Annotated in this window: 15 protein-coding genes; 5 read left to right on the plus strand and 10 right to left on the minus strand. The window is 70.5% G+C overall.

What is annotated here, in order from left to right; genetic code table 11:
* Window positions 1-142: 142 nt before the first annotated feature.
* The 4 genes from ABT08_RS09830 to ABT08_RS09845 form a co-directional block, all read right to left on the minus strand.
* Window positions 143-1,459 (minus strand): alpha/beta hydrolase, encoded by a 1,317-nt coding sequence (locus tag ABT08_RS09830; RefSeq protein WP_288114832.1) that lies wholly within the window; start codon window positions 1,457-1,459, stop codon window positions 143-145.
* Between the two features lie 135 nt (window positions 1,460-1,594).
* Window positions 1,595-2,866 carry a sugar ABC transporter permease gene (locus ABT08_RS09835; RefSeq protein ID WP_045247781.1) on the minus strand — a complete coding sequence of 424 codons (1,272 nt, stop codon included), beginning with the start codon at window positions 2,864-2,866 and terminating at the stop codon, window positions 1,595-1,597.
* Window positions 2,863-3,648 (minus strand): ATP-binding cassette domain-containing protein, encoded by a 786-nt coding sequence (locus ABT08_RS09840; protein WP_045247782.1) that lies wholly within the window; start codon window positions 3,646-3,648, stop codon window positions 2,863-2,865. Before ABT08_RS09840 ends, ABT08_RS09835 begins: the two co-directional genes overlap by 4 nt.
* 77 nt (window positions 3,649-3,725) lie before the next feature.
* Entirely contained in the window at window positions 3,726-4,670 is a 945-nt protein-coding gene (locus ABT08_RS09845) for a sugar ABC transporter substrate-binding protein (RefSeq protein ID WP_235559331.1), read from the minus strand.
* Between the two features lie 10 nt (window positions 4,671-4,680).
* Between ABT08_RS09845 and ABT08_RS09850 the strand changes: the two genes are divergently transcribed.
* Entirely contained in the window at window positions 4,681-4,893 is a 213-nt protein-coding gene (locus tag ABT08_RS09850; RefSeq protein WP_235559329.1) for a hypothetical protein, read from the plus strand.
* 177 nt (window positions 4,894-5,070) lie between these two features.
* Here ABT08_RS09850 and ABT08_RS09855 read toward each other — a convergent pair whose 3' ends face one another.
* The 5 genes from ABT08_RS09855 to ABT08_RS09875 form a co-directional block, all read right to left on the minus strand.
* Entirely contained in the window at window positions 5,071-6,300 is a 1,230-nt protein-coding gene (locus tag ABT08_RS09855; protein WP_502685884.1) for a sugar ABC transporter permease, read from the minus strand.
* The gene (locus ABT08_RS09860) at window positions 6,297-7,157 is read right to left on the minus strand and encodes an ATP-binding cassette domain-containing protein (protein ID WP_082483095.1); all 861 of its coding nucleotides are present in this window, start codon (window positions 7,155-7,157) and stop codon (window positions 6,297-6,299) included. Before ABT08_RS09860 ends, ABT08_RS09855 begins: the two co-directional genes overlap by 4 nt.
* Before the next feature lie 17 nt (window positions 7,158-7,174).
* Window positions 7,175-8,239, minus strand: a complete 1,065-nt coding sequence (locus tag ABT08_RS09865) for a sugar ABC transporter substrate-binding protein (protein ID WP_048809006.1) — start codon at window positions 8,237-8,239, stop codon at window positions 7,175-7,177.
* A 37-nt stretch (window positions 8,240-8,276) separates the two neighbouring features.
* Entirely contained in the window at window positions 8,277-9,464 is a 1,188-nt protein-coding gene (locus ABT08_RS09870; protein WP_235557439.1) for an ROK family transcriptional regulator, read from the minus strand.
* Between the two features lie 102 nt (window positions 9,465-9,566).
* Window positions 9,567-10,460: an aldo/keto reductase gene (locus ABT08_RS09875; protein ID WP_288114837.1), complete on the minus strand. Its 894-nt coding sequence runs from the start codon at window positions 10,458-10,460 to the stop codon at window positions 9,567-9,569.
* A gap of 140 nt (window positions 10,461-10,600) precedes the next feature.
* On the opposite strand from ABT08_RS09875, the gene ABT08_RS09880 reads away from it, so the two are divergent.
* The 4 genes from ABT08_RS09880 to ABT08_RS09895 are packed head-to-tail and all read left to right on the plus strand — an operon-like array spanning window position 10,601 to window position 13,890.
* Window positions 10,601-11,650 (plus strand): zinc-binding dehydrogenase, encoded by a 1,050-nt coding sequence (locus ABT08_RS09880; protein WP_288114839.1) that lies wholly within the window; start codon window positions 10,601-10,603, stop codon window positions 11,648-11,650.
* Window positions 11,650-13,092: an MFS transporter gene (locus ABT08_RS09885; protein ID WP_056207649.1), complete on the plus strand. Its 1,443-nt coding sequence runs from the start codon at window positions 11,650-11,652 to the stop codon at window positions 13,090-13,092. Before ABT08_RS09880 ends, ABT08_RS09885 begins: the two co-directional genes overlap by 1 nt.
* Window positions 13,089-13,493: a (R)-mandelonitrile lyase gene (locus ABT08_RS09890; RefSeq protein ID WP_045247785.1), complete on the plus strand. Its 405-nt coding sequence runs from the start codon at window positions 13,089-13,091 to the stop codon at window positions 13,491-13,493. The genes ABT08_RS09885 and ABT08_RS09890 overlap by 4 nt, the downstream gene beginning before the upstream one ends.
* 22 nt (window positions 13,494-13,515) lie before the next feature.
* A complete protein-coding gene (locus ABT08_RS09895) occupies window positions 13,516-13,890 on the plus strand; it encodes a DUF2255 family protein (protein ID WP_056207646.1) in 375 nt (124 codons plus the stop codon).
* Window positions 13,891-13,917: 27 nt separating this feature from the next.
* Here ABT08_RS09895 and ABT08_RS09900 read toward each other — a convergent pair whose 3' ends face one another.
* On the minus strand, window positions 13,918-14,799 hold the full coding sequence (locus ABT08_RS09900; RefSeq protein WP_045247787.1) for a helix-turn-helix transcriptional regulator: 882 nt from the start codon (window positions 14,797-14,799) through the stop codon (window positions 13,918-13,920).
* Window positions 14,800-14,826: the final 27 nt, after the last annotated feature.

Raw genomic sequence — 14,826 nt, forward strand, 5'->3', positions numbered from 1 at the left:
GCGGCGTCGCCGCCGACCTCGGTCACGTCAAGCGCATCGACGCATCCGCCGCCGGCCGAGTGCTCGGCTGGAGCGCACGCCCGGCGCGGGAGACCGTCGTCGACGCGGCCCGCAGCATGATCGCGGCGGGACTCGTCGCGCCTCAGTGAGCGGGGATGAGCCCCAGGTGCCCGAAGAAGCCGGCGAGGCCGTGGCGCAGTCCCCAGCGCACGGTGTTCCAATCGTGGCCGGTGCCGGGTGAGATGAGCACGTCGGTCGCGATCGCCGCGGCGCGCGCCCCGTCGGCCAGTTTTCGCGCCGCCGTCACGAAGATCGGGTCCTGTTCGCCGGCAACGAACGTGACGCGCGAATCTCGGAACGGGCCGTGCGCATGCATGAGCGCGAGCGGATGATGTCGGGCGTATTCGGCCGCCGAGCCTCGGAACGCCACCTTGACCGTATCGACCCCGATCGTCGGCACGAGCTCGCTCGAGATCGCGAGCGCCGAGGCGAAGACGTCCGGATGCGTGACGGCGAACTGGATGGAACAGGTGGCGCCTTCGGAGAATCCGAGCACTCCCCATGCGAGCGGGCTGCTGCTGACGCGGAAATGCGACTTCGCCCAGGTCACCACGTCGGTCGCGACGTACGTGTCGACGTTGCCGAGCGTCGAATCCACGCACATCGGATTCGACGACGCGGCGCCCAGCTGGTCGGGAGAGATGACGATCGGCGCGAATCCGTGGTGAGCGGCGGCGAAGGTGTCGAGCACAGTGGCGAGGCCGCCGAAGGTGAAGAGATCCGACGGGCTCCCGGGCTGGCCGGAGAAGGCGAGCACCACCGGAAGAACCGGCGGGTGCGCCGTCAGGGCCGCGGGTGGCAGATAGATCGTCGCGGGCCGCGCGGCGAAGTGGGAGACCGTCGCCGGGATCGTGGCCGACACGACCGCGCCGGCCGCGGGCACCGGGGCCCCTCCCGCGGCGGTCGACACATAGTCGGTGCCCACGGCCTCGACCGAACCATGCTCTCCGGAGGCGACATCCGCCAGTGCGGGTGGTGCCGGACGCCCCCACAGATCGGCGACGGTGGGGTAGACGCCGAAGACTGCGTTCACGCCGAGGGCTGCGGCCGTGATCGCGGAGACCGCCGCCGCGGCGCCTGCGAGTCTGTGCCACCATCGTGCGCCCGCGATCGCGGCCACGCCGACAGCGAGACCCGCGACCGCGACGACGACCCAGGATCTCCCGGCGAAGGGGACGGCGACACCGACCCCCGGCCCAAGGTCGAGGAGGGCTGTCAGGGCGAGCGCGGCGGCGAGGGCGATGGTACCCGCGGCGACCAGTGCGGCGCGACGCGAGCGGCGGCGAGCGAGAGCCACCACACCGAGCAGGACGGAAAGCATCAGGACCGTCCCCGAGACCGCCGAGTCCACCAACGACATGCTCGCCAACCACGACGGGAGCGTGAGATGCGCGGGCACGACGCGAGCGTACGTCGGCGCGGCTATCAGCCCGACGTGATCCCGCTGGGAACTCACCCGGCACACCGACCCTCAGACGACCGCGGCGCCCGACCCTCGTGAGAGGACCGGGCGCCGCAGCATCCGCTCTGCGCGTCAGGAGCGCGAGGTGCCGCCCGACCGCAGACGCGAGACGGCGTCGACGGTGGCGGCCAGGATCAGCACGCCACCCGTGACGAGCAGGTTGATGCCCGCCGGCAGGCCCAGCAGGCCGAGGCCGTTGGTGATCATCGCGATCACCAGGGCGCCCAGCGCCGCGTGGATCAGTCGACCGCGTCCGCCGAAGAGGCTGACGCCGCCGACGACCGCTGCGGCCACACCGCTCAGCACGATGTCGCGGCCCGCGGTCGCGTCGACCGAGCCGATGCGCGCGACGTCGAACAGCTGCGACAGCACGGCGAGACCCGAGCAGACCACGAACGCCGACCACTTCACCCAGCGCACCTTGATGCCCGAGCGGCGGGCGGCCTCGGCGTTGCCGCCGATCGCGTAGATGTAGCGGCCGAACTTCGTGCGGTCGAGCACGAAAGTGCCGATCCACAGGATCGCGAGCACGACCGGAACGATCACGGGCACGCCCGTCACCGCACGCACCGACTGCGAGCGGTCGAGGCTGAGGAAGTACACCGCGACGCCACCGAGCACGAGGATGACGGCGAGCTTGATCCACACGAGCGAGATCGCGCGGTTCGGAACGCCGGCGCGGGTGCGACGTGCACGATCCCAGAACGCCGTGACCGCCGTGATGACCAGCACCACGACCAGCAGCGCCCAGCCGGCCCAGATCGGCATGTTGCTGTTCTGGATGTCGCTGAGGAACTGCACGTTCATCTGGTACAGGCCGCCCGACCCGATGATGATGAGGGCGAGACCCTGGTAGCCGAGGAACAGACCCAGGGTCACGACGAACGACGGGATGCCCACCCTCGCAACGAAGAATCCGATCAGGGCACCGGTCGCGATGCCCGCGGCGAAGCCGATGAGCAGCGCCGGGATCCACGGCACGCCCACCCGGTCGTTCAGCACGACGAACAGGGCCATCGAGACGCCACCGGTCACACCGGCCGACAGGTCGATCTCACCCAGCAGCAGCACGAACACGAGGGCCATGCCGAGCATGACGAGGCTCGCCGCTTGGTTGAGGAGGTTGGCGAGGTTGCCGGTCGTGAAGAAGTAGGGGCTCAGGAACGAGAACAGGATGGCGAGCACGATGAGCCCGCCGAGCGCCGGGAGTGCGCCCATCTCGCCACCGCGCACCCGCTGCCACCAGGCAGCGACCTGGTCGCCGAGGCCGCCTTCGACCCCGCTGCCGATGAGGTCGCCGGCGACCGGGTCGGGTGCGGCGTTCGTCCGCGTCGTGCTGCTCATGCGTTGCCGCCTTCCACAGAGATGGTCGAGGTCCCCACGAGCGGAACGTCGCTCTTGGAACCGGTGATGTAGGCGACGACTTCGTCGCGGGTGGTCTGCGACGTCTCGAGCTGCGCGACGAGCTGGCCGAGGTAGAGCACGGCGATGTCGTCGGCGACCTCGAACACGTCGGCGAGGTTGTGGGAGATGAGCACGACGGCGACGCCCTGCTCGGAGAGGCGCTTGACGAGGTTCAGCACCTGCTCGGTCTGCGCGACACCGAGCGCCGCGGTCGGCTCGTCGAGGATGACCACGCGGGCCTTCTTGAGGACGGCGCGCGCGATCGCGACCGTCTGGCGCTGACCGCCCGAGAGGCTCGACACCTTCTGGCGCACCGACTTGACCGTACGCACGGACAGGGAGCGCAGCGTGTCTGAGGCCTCCTTCTCCATGCGACCCTCGTCGAACGTGCCGGCGCTGGTCTCCTCGCGGCCGAGGAACATGTTCTGCACGATGTCGAGGTTGTCGGCGAGCGCGAGGTCCTGGTAGACGACCTCGATGCCGAGGGCGGCGGCCTCGCGCGGGCTGTGCAGGTCGCGGTGCTGGCCGTCGATGCGCACGTCGCCGTCGTCGTAGGGCTGCACGCCCGCGAGGCCCTTGATGAGCGTGGACTTGCCGGCGCCGTTGTCGCCGACGAGGGCGGTCACCTTGCCCGGGTGCACCTTGAGGTTGACACCCTTGAGGACGTTGACGGGGCCGAACGACTTCTTCACGCCCACGAGTTCGATGATCGGATCTGGCATGGTGCCTTCTTTCGAGAGTGTCGGACAGCGCGCGGAAGGCGCCGCGTCAGGTGACGCGACGCCTCCCGCAGGCGTGATTACTTGACGCCGTACTTCGTGCAGGCGGCCTGGAGCTCGGCCGTGTTGCAGATGTCCGACGCGGAGGCGTCACCGGCGCTCACGACGGTCTCGACCGTTGTGGCGTCGACCGACTTCGGCGTGACCGAGATGTAAGGCGTGCCATCGGCGAGCTTCTGGTCGGCGGTGACGGTCTGGCCGTTCAGGAGGGCGACGGCGACCTTGACGGCGGCGTCGGCCTCATCCTTGACGGGCTTGTAGACCGTGCCCGACTGCCATCCGAGGAGGATGTTCTGCAGACCCACGACGCTCGCGTCCTGGCCCGACACCGGGATCTGACCGGCCTGGAACGAGTTCTTGAGCACCGAGATCACACCGGCGGCGTTGGTGTCGTTGGCGACCCACACCGCGTCGACCTTGCCACCGAGCGAGGTCAGCGCCTGCTGGAAGTTGGTGGCCGACTTGGACTGGTCCCAGACACCGGCGGGCTCAGCGGCGGGCTTGATGCCGGCAGCCGACATGGCGTCGTTCGCACCCGTGCGGAACATGGCCGCGTTGTTGTCGGTCGGGTCGCCGCCCATGTAGACGACCGTCGAGGAGGCCGGGTCCTTGCCCAGCTTCTTGAGGCCGTCGACGATCATCTGACCCTCGAGCTTGCCGACCTGCACGTTGTCGAAGGACACGTAGTAGTCGGAGCCGGTGAACGAGCGGTCGTAGGCGATGACCGGGATGCCCTGGGCCTTGGCCTTCTTGGCGACGCCCACGGCTGCGCCCTGGTAGTCGGTGAGGATCATCACGCCGCAGCCCTGGGTGAGCTGCTGGTCGGCGATGGTGGCGTACTTGCTGGTGTCACCCTGGGCGTTCTGCACGTCGGCGGTGAAGCCGGCCGCCTGCAGACCGTCGGTGAGGTACTTGCGGTCGAAGTTCTCCCAGCGCGGCGACGACGCCGAGTCGGGGAGGATCACACAAGCGCGCTTGCCGCTTGCCGCAGCCGAGCCGCTGCTCGAGCTGCTGCTCGTGCCGGAACAGCCGGCGAGGAGCATCGCTCCAGCGCCCACGACTGCCGCCGCGAGCAGGATCGAAGACTTCTTCATCATGTGCCTTTCGTCGTTGAAACAGCAGAACCAGCGTTCGGGTGCTGATCGCTTCTCGATCTTTATGACTTCAAGCCTTGAAGTCAATCCGTGAAGATAACGCTTCGGCAACGGCGGGGGAAATGCGGTCAACCGGTGGCTTCAGGGCGATTCCGCCCCGATTCTGCGCGTTGTGCGAACCGATTCGATGATTCCGCTGACGATCCGACGGTCGAATGTTTCCGGCATGCAACGCCGAGTTCGAGGCGTGAACGGATGGTGCCTGACGATGTCAGGCGCGACCGGCGGCCGCGCGCGAACGGCGGGCCGCGGCATCCACGATCACCGCGAGCACGAGCACGGCACCCGTGATCATGTACCGCACCGAGGAATCGAGGTTGAGCAGGGTGAGCCCCGACGAGAGCGACTGCACCACCACGATGCCCAGCAGCGCCGAGAACGCCGACCCTCGGCCGCCGAACAGGCTCGTCCCGCCGATGACCGCCGCGGCGATGGCGTTGAGGTTCGTGTCACCGCCACCCGAGCTCTGATTGGCCGCCGCGAGACGGGATGCCGCGAGGATGCCGCCGATCGCCGCGAGCGTCGAGCACACCACGAACGCCGACATGTACATGCGGCTGACGTGGATTCCGGCACGGCGTGCGGCCTCCGCGGACCCGCCGATCGCGTACACCGCACGCCCCCAGCGAGTGCGCGTGAGCGCGACGTTCATGAGAACCACCGCGACCACGAACAGCAGGAACATGACCCCGATGCCGCGCGAGAGGTTGAGGTACCACGAGGCGACGAGCAGGACCACCAGCAGTGCGCCCGAGCGCACGACGATGCGGGTGGTGCTGTCCGAGCCGAGATCAGCGGCCTCGCGGCGACGCGCGCGTCGCACGAGGGAGAGCGCGTAGGCGCCCGCGGCCAGAACGGAGATCACGTACCCCGCCCACCACGGGAGGAACATCTGCTGCGCGAACGTGACGAGCGCCGAATCGAACGGCAGGTTGATCGATCCGGTGTCGCCGAGCACGCGCAGCTGCAGGCCGAGGAAGGCCAGGAGCCCGGCGAGCGTGATGATGAAGCTCGGCACGCCGAACCGGGTGAGCAGCACGCCGTACACGAGCCCTACGACCACGCCCGACAGGGCGGCGATGAGCAGCGCGAGCGGCCACGGCCAGTCCCACTGCACGAGAGCGACCGCGAGCAGCGCCGACGACAGCCCCGAGACCGAGCCGACCGACAGATCGATCTGCCCGATCAGCAGCACGACGACCACACCGAGGGTGATCATGCCGATCGAGGCGCACTGCATCGTGAGGTTCACGAGGTTGGTGCTCGAGAGGAACACCGGGTTCAACGACTGGAACACCGTCCAGATGATCACCAGCCCGATGATCACCGGCGCCGCGCCCAGATCGCCCCCGCGCACCCGCGCGATCGCCACCGCGACGAGCCTCCGGGCGCCGCGCTCCTCGTCGGGATCGAGCAGCTCGCCGGTGCCCGGGCGCGTCACGAACGGCCGCCCGGCAACGGATGGCTCTTCGTGCGCAGGGAGATGACGTTCGTGTCGACGGGGACGGTTCGCGGTTCGCGGGAGCGCTGCGGCACCCCCGACGTCGACGCACCCGTGATCGCGGCGATCAGGGTCTCGCTCGTGAGGTCGGCTGCGTCGTATTCGCCGTTGTTGCGTCCGAGCCTCAGCACCACGACCCGGTCGGCGACGGCGAGCACCTCCGTCATGTTGTGGCTGATGAGCACGACACCGTGTCCGCGCTCGCGCAGCCGCTCGATGAGGTTCAGCACCTCGGCGGACTGAGCGACGCCGAGCGCGGCGGTCGGCTCGTCGAGGATGATCACGCGCGGCTCCCCGATGAGCGACCGGGCGATCGCGACGGTCTGGCGCTGCCCGCCCGAGAGGGCGGCGACCGGTGTGCGCACCGACGGGATCTTCGCCGAGAGCTCCCGCAGGAGCAGCATCGTGCGCTCCTCCATCTCGATCTCGTCGAGCAGACGGTCGTGCACGAGCTCGCGGCCGAGCCAGATGTTGGCGACGATGTCGAGGTTCTCGCACAGGGCGAGATCCTGGAAGACGGTGGCGATGCCGAGCTGCTGGGCGTGCGAGGGGCTCGACACCTCGATCGGCGTGCCGTCGAGCTCGACGGTTCCGGCGTCGGCGCGGTACACCCCCGCGAGGATCTTCACGAGGGTCGACTTGCCGGCCCCGTTGTCCCCGACGAGAGCGACGACCTCGCCCTCGCTCACACTGAAGTCGACTCCGCTCAGCGCCTTGATCGCGCCGAAGTGCTTGCCGATCCCGCGCATGGTGAGCACGCCCTTGTGGGGGCGTGCCGTCTTCGTCTGATTCACCATCGCTGCCATCGTGCGTCTCACCGTATGCCCGCCGCGGCGCAGGCGGCGGCGTAGGCGGGCGAGCAGATATCCTTCACGGTCCAGAAGCCGTCCGCAACCACGGTCGCCATGATGTCGTGCACGGTGACGGCGACGGGCTGGTACTGCGTGCTCGGCACCCCGTCGATGAGGGTCGGCGACGCGGGAGGCGTGCCGCGGATGAGATCGACGGCAACCTGCGCCGCACGGTCGGCTTCGCGTCCGATGGCCTTGTAGACGGTCATGTACTGGTCGCCCGACACGATGCGCTGGATGGCCGACAGCTCGGCATCCTGTCCGGTCACCACCGGCATCGGCGACACGTTCGCGGCCTTCAGTGCGGCGATCGCGCCGCTCGCGACACCGTCGTTGGCGGCGTAGACACCGACGATGCGATCGCCGTACTGGGTGATCTGCCCGGCGACCCACTCCTGGGCCTTGTCGGGGCTCCAGTCGGGCGTCGAGTACGACGCGAGGATCTGCACGCCGCTGGTCGAGAAGACGGATGCCGCGCCCGCCGCGAACTGTGCGGCGTTGCTGTCGGTGGGCGAGCCGTTCACGACGAGGATGCCGCCCTGCGACAGTGTGCCGCGGTCGGTGAGCCCTTGTACGAGCGCGGTCGCCTGCAGCTCGCCGACCTTCTGGCCGTCGAAGCCGACGAAGTAGGACACCCCACCGCCGGTGATGAACCGGTCATAGGCGATGACCGGCACTCCCGCGGCGCGCGCTGCGGCGACGACGCTCGCGGCCGCATTCGAGTCCACCGGATCGAGCACCAGGACCTTGGCGCCGGCGGCCAGCGCCGACTCGGCCTGCGACTGCTGCTCCGCGGCATCCTGGTCGGCGTTCGAGTAGATCACGTCGTACGGGCCGAGAGCGGCGACGGACTTCTCGAACAACGGGCGGTCGAAGGACTCGTAGCGGGCGGTCTTGGCGTCGGGGAGCAGCAGCGCGATCTTGGCGCGCTGATCACCCGCGGGGGCGCATCCGACCAGTGACGCCGCGAGCGCGACGGTGACGGCGACCCCCAGCGCTGCACGTGCCAGCGTCCTCGCCAGGTTCACGCCTCTTATTCAAACCCATCCGCGGCGCTCTCGCGCGTCAGGCGGGCAAAGAGATGGCGGATGTCGCGGCTCCGCCCACGCTCAGTGCGCTGATGATGGCACCTCGGGTCTCGGCCCACTCGCCGAGGGACGCGCCGACGAGGGTCGGCACCCCCGAGGTCGACTGCAGGGCGCTGCGCTCGAGGGAGTGGCGCATGGGGGCGAGCAGGATCTCTCCGGCCTGGGCGAGCTCGCCGCCGATGACGACCACCTCGGGGTCGACGAGGTTGCACAGGCTCGCGAGCGCGACGCCGATGTGGCGCCCCGCGTCGGCGATCACCCGGTGCGAGCGGCCGTCGCCGCCCTCGGCCGACTGGATGAGGTCGCCGAGGCGCTGCATCCCCTCCGAACGCGGGAAGAGCGAGAGGAGCGCGGGTCCGGCGGCGTACGTCTCGAGGCACCCGCGGTTGTTGCAACGGCAGACCGGGCCGTTCTCGTCGATGGTCACATGGCCGATCTGGCCCGCCTTGCCGTGCGCGCCCGGCAGCACGTCGCCGCCGACGACGATGCCCGCACTGATGGTGTGACCCACCCGCACGAACACGGAGCTGCCGATGCCGATCGCGGCGCCCTCGCGCGCCTCGGCGATTGCTCCCGCGTTCGCCTCGCTGTCGGCGATGACGGCGCAGTCGATGCGCGCCTCGAGGCTCGAGGCGATGTCGATGCCCTCCCAGCCGCGCAACAGGCCCGGTGTCGACACCATGCCGGTGCGCGGGTCGAGCGAAGCGGGCAGGGCCACACCGACCGCGAGCAGGTCGCGGGTGGTCATGCCGAGCGAGTCGAGCATGTCGCCGAGCAGCAGCGCGAGCCGGTCGAGCTCGGCGTCATGACGGTGGTCGGGGGCGAGGGGGAGGGAGGTCTCGCTGACGATCGTGCGGGTCGCGTCTGCGAGGGCGATGCGCAGGTGCCGGGCGCTATAGTGCACGCCGGCGACGAGGCCGGTCTGGCGGGCGAGCGAGACGAGGATCGCGCGGCGTCCGCTGCGCGACGTGGTCGACGTGTCGAGCACACCGGACGCGGTGAGCTCCTTCACGATGTTCGACACCGTGGCGGGGGAGAGACCCGTGCTCTCAGCCAATTCGACCTGGGTGAGCCTGCCGTGTCGCTTCAGCGACTCGACGAGGCGCACCCGGTTCGCCTCGCGCAGAGACGACTGTGAGCCGGGTGGAATGTTCCGGCGGACCACGAGCACACTCTAGCGAGTCGCAGCCCGGGCGTGTCTATGTGTCGCCGTGCGGCCATCTCCCGTGTCGGTGGGGCGGATGCCGCGGCATCCGCCCCGTTCGGGTCACGCCTCGGGGATCAGCCGGTTGAAGAACTCCTCGCGCGGGGCGTCGGGGTCGGGGCCGTTGCGCACGCCGCGGTCGAGGCCGTCGATCGCGGCGAGGGCCGCGGCATCCAGCTCGACCTCGCCCGCCGCGAAGTTCTCGGCGATGCGGGCGGGGTTCACCGACTTGGGGATCGCCGACCGACCCTGCTGCAGGTGCCACGCGAGCATGACCTGCGCCGGGGTCGCGCCCACGCGCTCGGCGATCGCGGCGATCTCCGGGTCCTGCATGACGCTGCGCCGCTCGTCGCCCCAGGGACCGGGGTAGAAGGTGATGCCGCCGATCGGCGACCACGCCTGGTTGAGGATGCCCTGCGCCTCGTCGACCGCGAGCAGCTCTCGCTGCGCGAAGTACGGGTGGATCTCGAGCTGATTGAGGGCCGGCACCACCTCGGTCTCGGCGCGCAGGCGCTCGAGGTGGTGGGGGAGGAAGTTGCTCACGCCGATCGCGCGCACCCGGCCGTCGGCCAGCAGCGACTCCAGTGCCCGGTAGGCGGCGATGGTCCTCTCGAACCGGGTCGGCGCGGGCTGGTGGAGGATCAGGATGTCGAGGGTGTCGACCCCGAGCTTCGCCGTGGCCTTCTCGAACGCGTGCAGCGTCTCGTCGTAGCCGTAGTCGGACACCCAGACCTTCGTCTCGATGACGATGTCGTCGCGGGCGACGTCGCTCCGCGCGATCGCGCGGCCGACCTCGCGCTCATTGCCGTAGGCGGCGGCCGTGTCGATGTGGCGGTAGCCGACGCGCAGCGCCTCGGTGACCGACGCGATGGTCTCGTCCGGCGGGGTCTGGAAGACGCCGTAGCCGAGGGCGGGCAGGGTGACGCCGTTGTTCAGCGTCAGGGTGGGGATGCTCATGCCCGTGACGGTACGCCGCGAGCGGATGCCCCGGGAGGTACTGGCGTTACCCGGCACGAGCGGTCCTCCCGCGTCCGCGCGCGAGGCCGTGAGATGGGATCACACCCCATCCGGGTGCTCGAACGACAGTGAAGGACTCCATGAAGGCCACATTCATGTACGGCGCGGGCGATGTGCGCGTCGAGACCGTTGCCGACCCGGTCATCCGCCAGCCCACCGACGCCATCGTGCGCGCGGTGCGCGCGTGCGTCTGCGGCTCCGACCTGCACCCCTACCACTCCCTGCACGCGAGCGACACCGGGCGGCCCATGGGCCACGAGCTCATCGGCGTCGTCGAGGAGATCGGTGCGGACGTACGCACGGTGAAGCCCGGCGACTTCGTCGTCGTGCCGTTCGCGTTCCAGGACAACACCTGCGTGTTCTGCCGGGAGGGCTTCCAGACCTCCTGCGTGCACGGCGGCTGGTACGGCTCGCCGGAGGTCGGCGGGCTGCAGGCCGAGCTCGCCCGCGTGCCCCAGGCCGACGGCAGCCTCGTGGTCGTGCCCGGACTCACCCCCGACACCGCCTCCGAGGAGCTTCTCGCGTCGCTCCTCACGCTCTCGGACGTGTACCTCACCGGCTACCACGCGGCCTACATGGGCGACGTGCAGCCCGGGAAGACCGTCACGGTGATCGGCGACGGCGCGGTCGGGCTCTCGGCCGTTCTCGCAGCCCGTCAGCTCGGCGCCGAGCGGATCATCCTCATGGGTCGTCACGCCTCGCGCACCGACCTCGGGGTCGCCTTCGGCGCGACCGATGTCGTGGCCGAGCGAGGCGCCGACGGCGTCGCGCGCGTGCTCGAGCTCACGAACGGCGAGGGCTCGCACATCGTGCTCGAAGCGGTCGGCCACATGCCCGCCTACGAGCAGGCCTACGGCATCGTGCGTCCCGGCGGCATCATCTCCCGCGTGGGCGTGCCGCAGTACGAGGAAGCCCCGATCGGCTTCGGATCTCTCTTCGGCAAGAACGCCCGTCTCGCGGGCGGGCCGGCGCCGGTGCGCGCCTACCTCGAGCCGGCCATCCAGCAGGTGCTCGACGGTGTCATCGACCCGGGCCGCGTCTTCGACCGCACCGTCGGCATCGACGACGTTCCCGCCGGCTACGCCGCCATGGACGCGCGCGAGGCACTGAAGGTCATGGTCTCCTTCTGATGACCGCACAGCCGCTGACCGCCGGAGGGCGCACGGTGGCGGCGAGGCATCCGATCGCGATCCTCGTCGTCATCCTGCTCAGCTACTTCATGGTGCTGCTCGACAACTCCGTGATCTTCACGGCGCTGCCGAGCCTGGAGGTCGACCTCGGCCTCGGACCGGGAGAGCTGTCGTGGGTGCAGGACGCCTACACCCTCGTCTTCGGCGGTCTGCTGCTGCTCGGTGCGCGGGCCGGAGACCTGCTCGGCCGCCGCGGCGTCTTCGTCGCCGGGCTCGCGATCTTCGCCGCCGCATCGCTCGCGATCGGGCTCGCACCGTCGGGCGGGTGGCTGATCGGCGCGCGGGCGGTACAGGGGGTCGGCGCCGCGATCGTCGCGCCGACGTCGCTGGCCCTCCTGACGGCGACCTTCCCGGCGGGGCGCGAACGCGCCCGAGCCGTCGCGCTCTACGGCGCCACGGCCGGCATCGGCGCGAGCCTCGGCATGGTCGTCGGCGGCGCCTGCGCCGAACTGCTCAGCTGGCGCGCCGGCTTCTTCCTCAACGTGCCCATCGGCATCGCCATGATCGTGCTCGCCCCGCGTTACCTGCCCGAGACCGCCCGGGCGACGGGTCGGTTCGATCTCGTCGGCGCGCTGACCGCGACTCTCGGCGTCGGCTCGCTCGTCTTCGCGATCATCACCGCCGCCGAGCAGGGATGGACGGCGACCCCGACGCTCGTCGCGGGGGCGGTCGGCATCCTTCTGCTGGTCGGATTCGTCGTGAACGAGTCGGTGGCGCCGCAGCCCATCCTGCCGCTGCGCCTGCTGCGCAGCAGGGTGAGGGTCGGCGCGTACCTCGCTCGGCTGCTCTACATGGGCGCGATGATCGGGTTCTTCTTCTTCACGACCCAGTTCCTGCAGGACGTGCTCCGCTTCACGCCGCTGCAGGCCGGGCTGGGCTTCCTGCCGATGACGGTCGTGAACTTCGCCGTCGCGCTCGCGGTCACCCGCGTCGTGCGGTCGATCGGTGCCGGTCCCACCCTCGTCGCCGGCATCGTGCTGACACTCGTGGGCGTCGCGTGGCTCAGTCGGGTCGTGCCCGAGAGCGACTACCTCACGGCCGTCGCCGCCCCCATGCTCGTGATCGGCGCCGGTCAGGGTCTCGCCTTCGCGCCGCTCACCGCGGCGGGCATCGCCGGGGTCGCCGCCGCCGATGCCGGCGCGGCATCCGGTCTCGTCAACACGTTCCACCAGGTCGGCATGTCGCTCGGCCTCGGTGTGCTGGTGGTCGTCGCGGCGGGCGCGCACGGCACGGATGCCGCCGCCTCCGTTGCGGCAGAGGTCGCGGCCGCCCTCACCGCCGCCGCCGTCCTCCTGACCCTGTGCGCGATCGTCGCCGCGACGCTCGTGCTGCCTCCGCTCATGCGCGAACGACGCGCCCACACTCGAAAGGACACCCCATGAGCACGACCAAGTTCCCCGTAGCCCCGACCTTCCGCGGCCCTGCTGAGTGGTTCGACGGCGACGTGTACGTCAACGCCCACTACACGGGCGTCGCCCCCTCGCGCGCGCGCCTCAACCTCGTCCGCTTCATGCCCGGCGCCCACACCGCCTGGCATCGTCACGCCGTCGGCCAGGTGCTGCATGTCACCGACGGGCTCGGCTGGGTGCAGTCGCGCGGCGGCGAGCTGATCGAGCTGCGCCCCGGCGACACCGTCTTCACGCCTGCGGGGGAATGGCACTGGCACGGCGCCTCGGCGCAGAATGCGATGTGCCATCTCGCGCTCTGGGAGGCGCCCCTCGAGGAGGGCGTTCCCGAGACGGAGTGGGGCGCGAAGCTCACCGACGACGAATACCCCGCCTGAACGGCGACGAAGGAGACATCCGATGTCCGACTGGAACCCCACCGAGCTCGCCCGCATCGGCGACGCGACCGAACTGCGCATCGCCTCGACCCGCGCCGACGGCACCCTGCGTCCCTGGGTGACGATCTGGCACGGCGTCGTCGACGGCGTGCTCTACGTGCGCTCGGCGCACGGCCCGGAGAACGGCTGGTACCGCCGCGCCCGCGCCGCGGGCACCGGCCGTGTCGCCGCGGGCGGCGTCGAGCAGGACGTCACCTTCACCCCCGCCGACGCGGCGGTGCGGGCGGCACTGGATGCCGCGCTGCACGCGAAGTACGACCGGTTCGGTCCCGCCTACGTCGGGGCGATCACCGGCGACGACGTGCTCGAGACGACGCTGCGGGTCGACCCCCGCTGACGGTTCGGGCGGGGGAGCCCGCCCGGATCACTCCGCGCCGATGAGCGCCGCGTCGGCGGTGAAGTCGGCGCTCGCCGCCCACGAGGCGAGCAGGGTCAGCGCATCGGCGCTCGGCGAGCCCGCCGGCGCCGTGTAGACGTTCATGACGAGACCCGGCTCGCTGGGCAGCTCCATCGACTCGAAGTCGAGATCGAGATCGCCGACCACCGGGTGGTGCAGACGCTTGCGCCCGCTGCGGTGGTATTTCACGTCGCGCGAGGCCCACCGCTGCCGGAACAGCTCGCTCTGCGTCGACAGCTCGCCGATGAGCGTGATGAGGTCGGTGTCGTGCGGCGTGCGGCCCGCTTCGAGGCGCAGCATCGCGGCGGCGTCGTTCGCGATCTGGTCGTAGTCGCGCCAGAAGGTGCGGGCCGCAGCATCCAAGTACGTGAACCGGGTCGTGTTGACCGGGCGGCGGGGGCTGTCGAACACCGGCGCGTAGAGGGCGCGGCCGAGACGGTTCGCCGCCAGGATGTCGTGTCGGCCGTTGCGGACCCACGCGGGGGCGTCGGCCATCGCGTCGAGCACCTGCCGCACCGCGGGGCGCACCGTCTCGGCAGGCTTCGCGGGCACGCGGATGCCGGGGCTCGCCGCCCGCGCGAGGTCGAACAGGTAGTCGCGCTCGGCCGCGTCGAGCCGCAGCGTGCGCGCGAGCGCGTCGAGCACGCTCTCGGAGGCGCCCGCGAGGTTCCCGCGCTCGAGACGGATGTAGTAGTCGACCGAGACGCCCGTGAGCATCGCGACCTCCTCGCGGCGCAGCCCCGCCACGCGACGGTTGCCGCCGTAGGCGGGCAGACCCGCCTCCTGAGGGGTGATGCGCGCGCGACGCGAGCTCAGGAACTCGCGCACCTCGGCGCGGATGTCGTGCATGCGTCCACGCTACGTCTCGCCGGTGCG

The organism is Microbacterium sp. SCN 71-21 (assembly GCF_001725695.1).
Taxonomy (GTDB): domain Bacteria; phylum Actinomycetota; class Actinomycetes; order Actinomycetales; family Microbacteriaceae; genus Microbacterium; species Microbacterium ginsengisoli.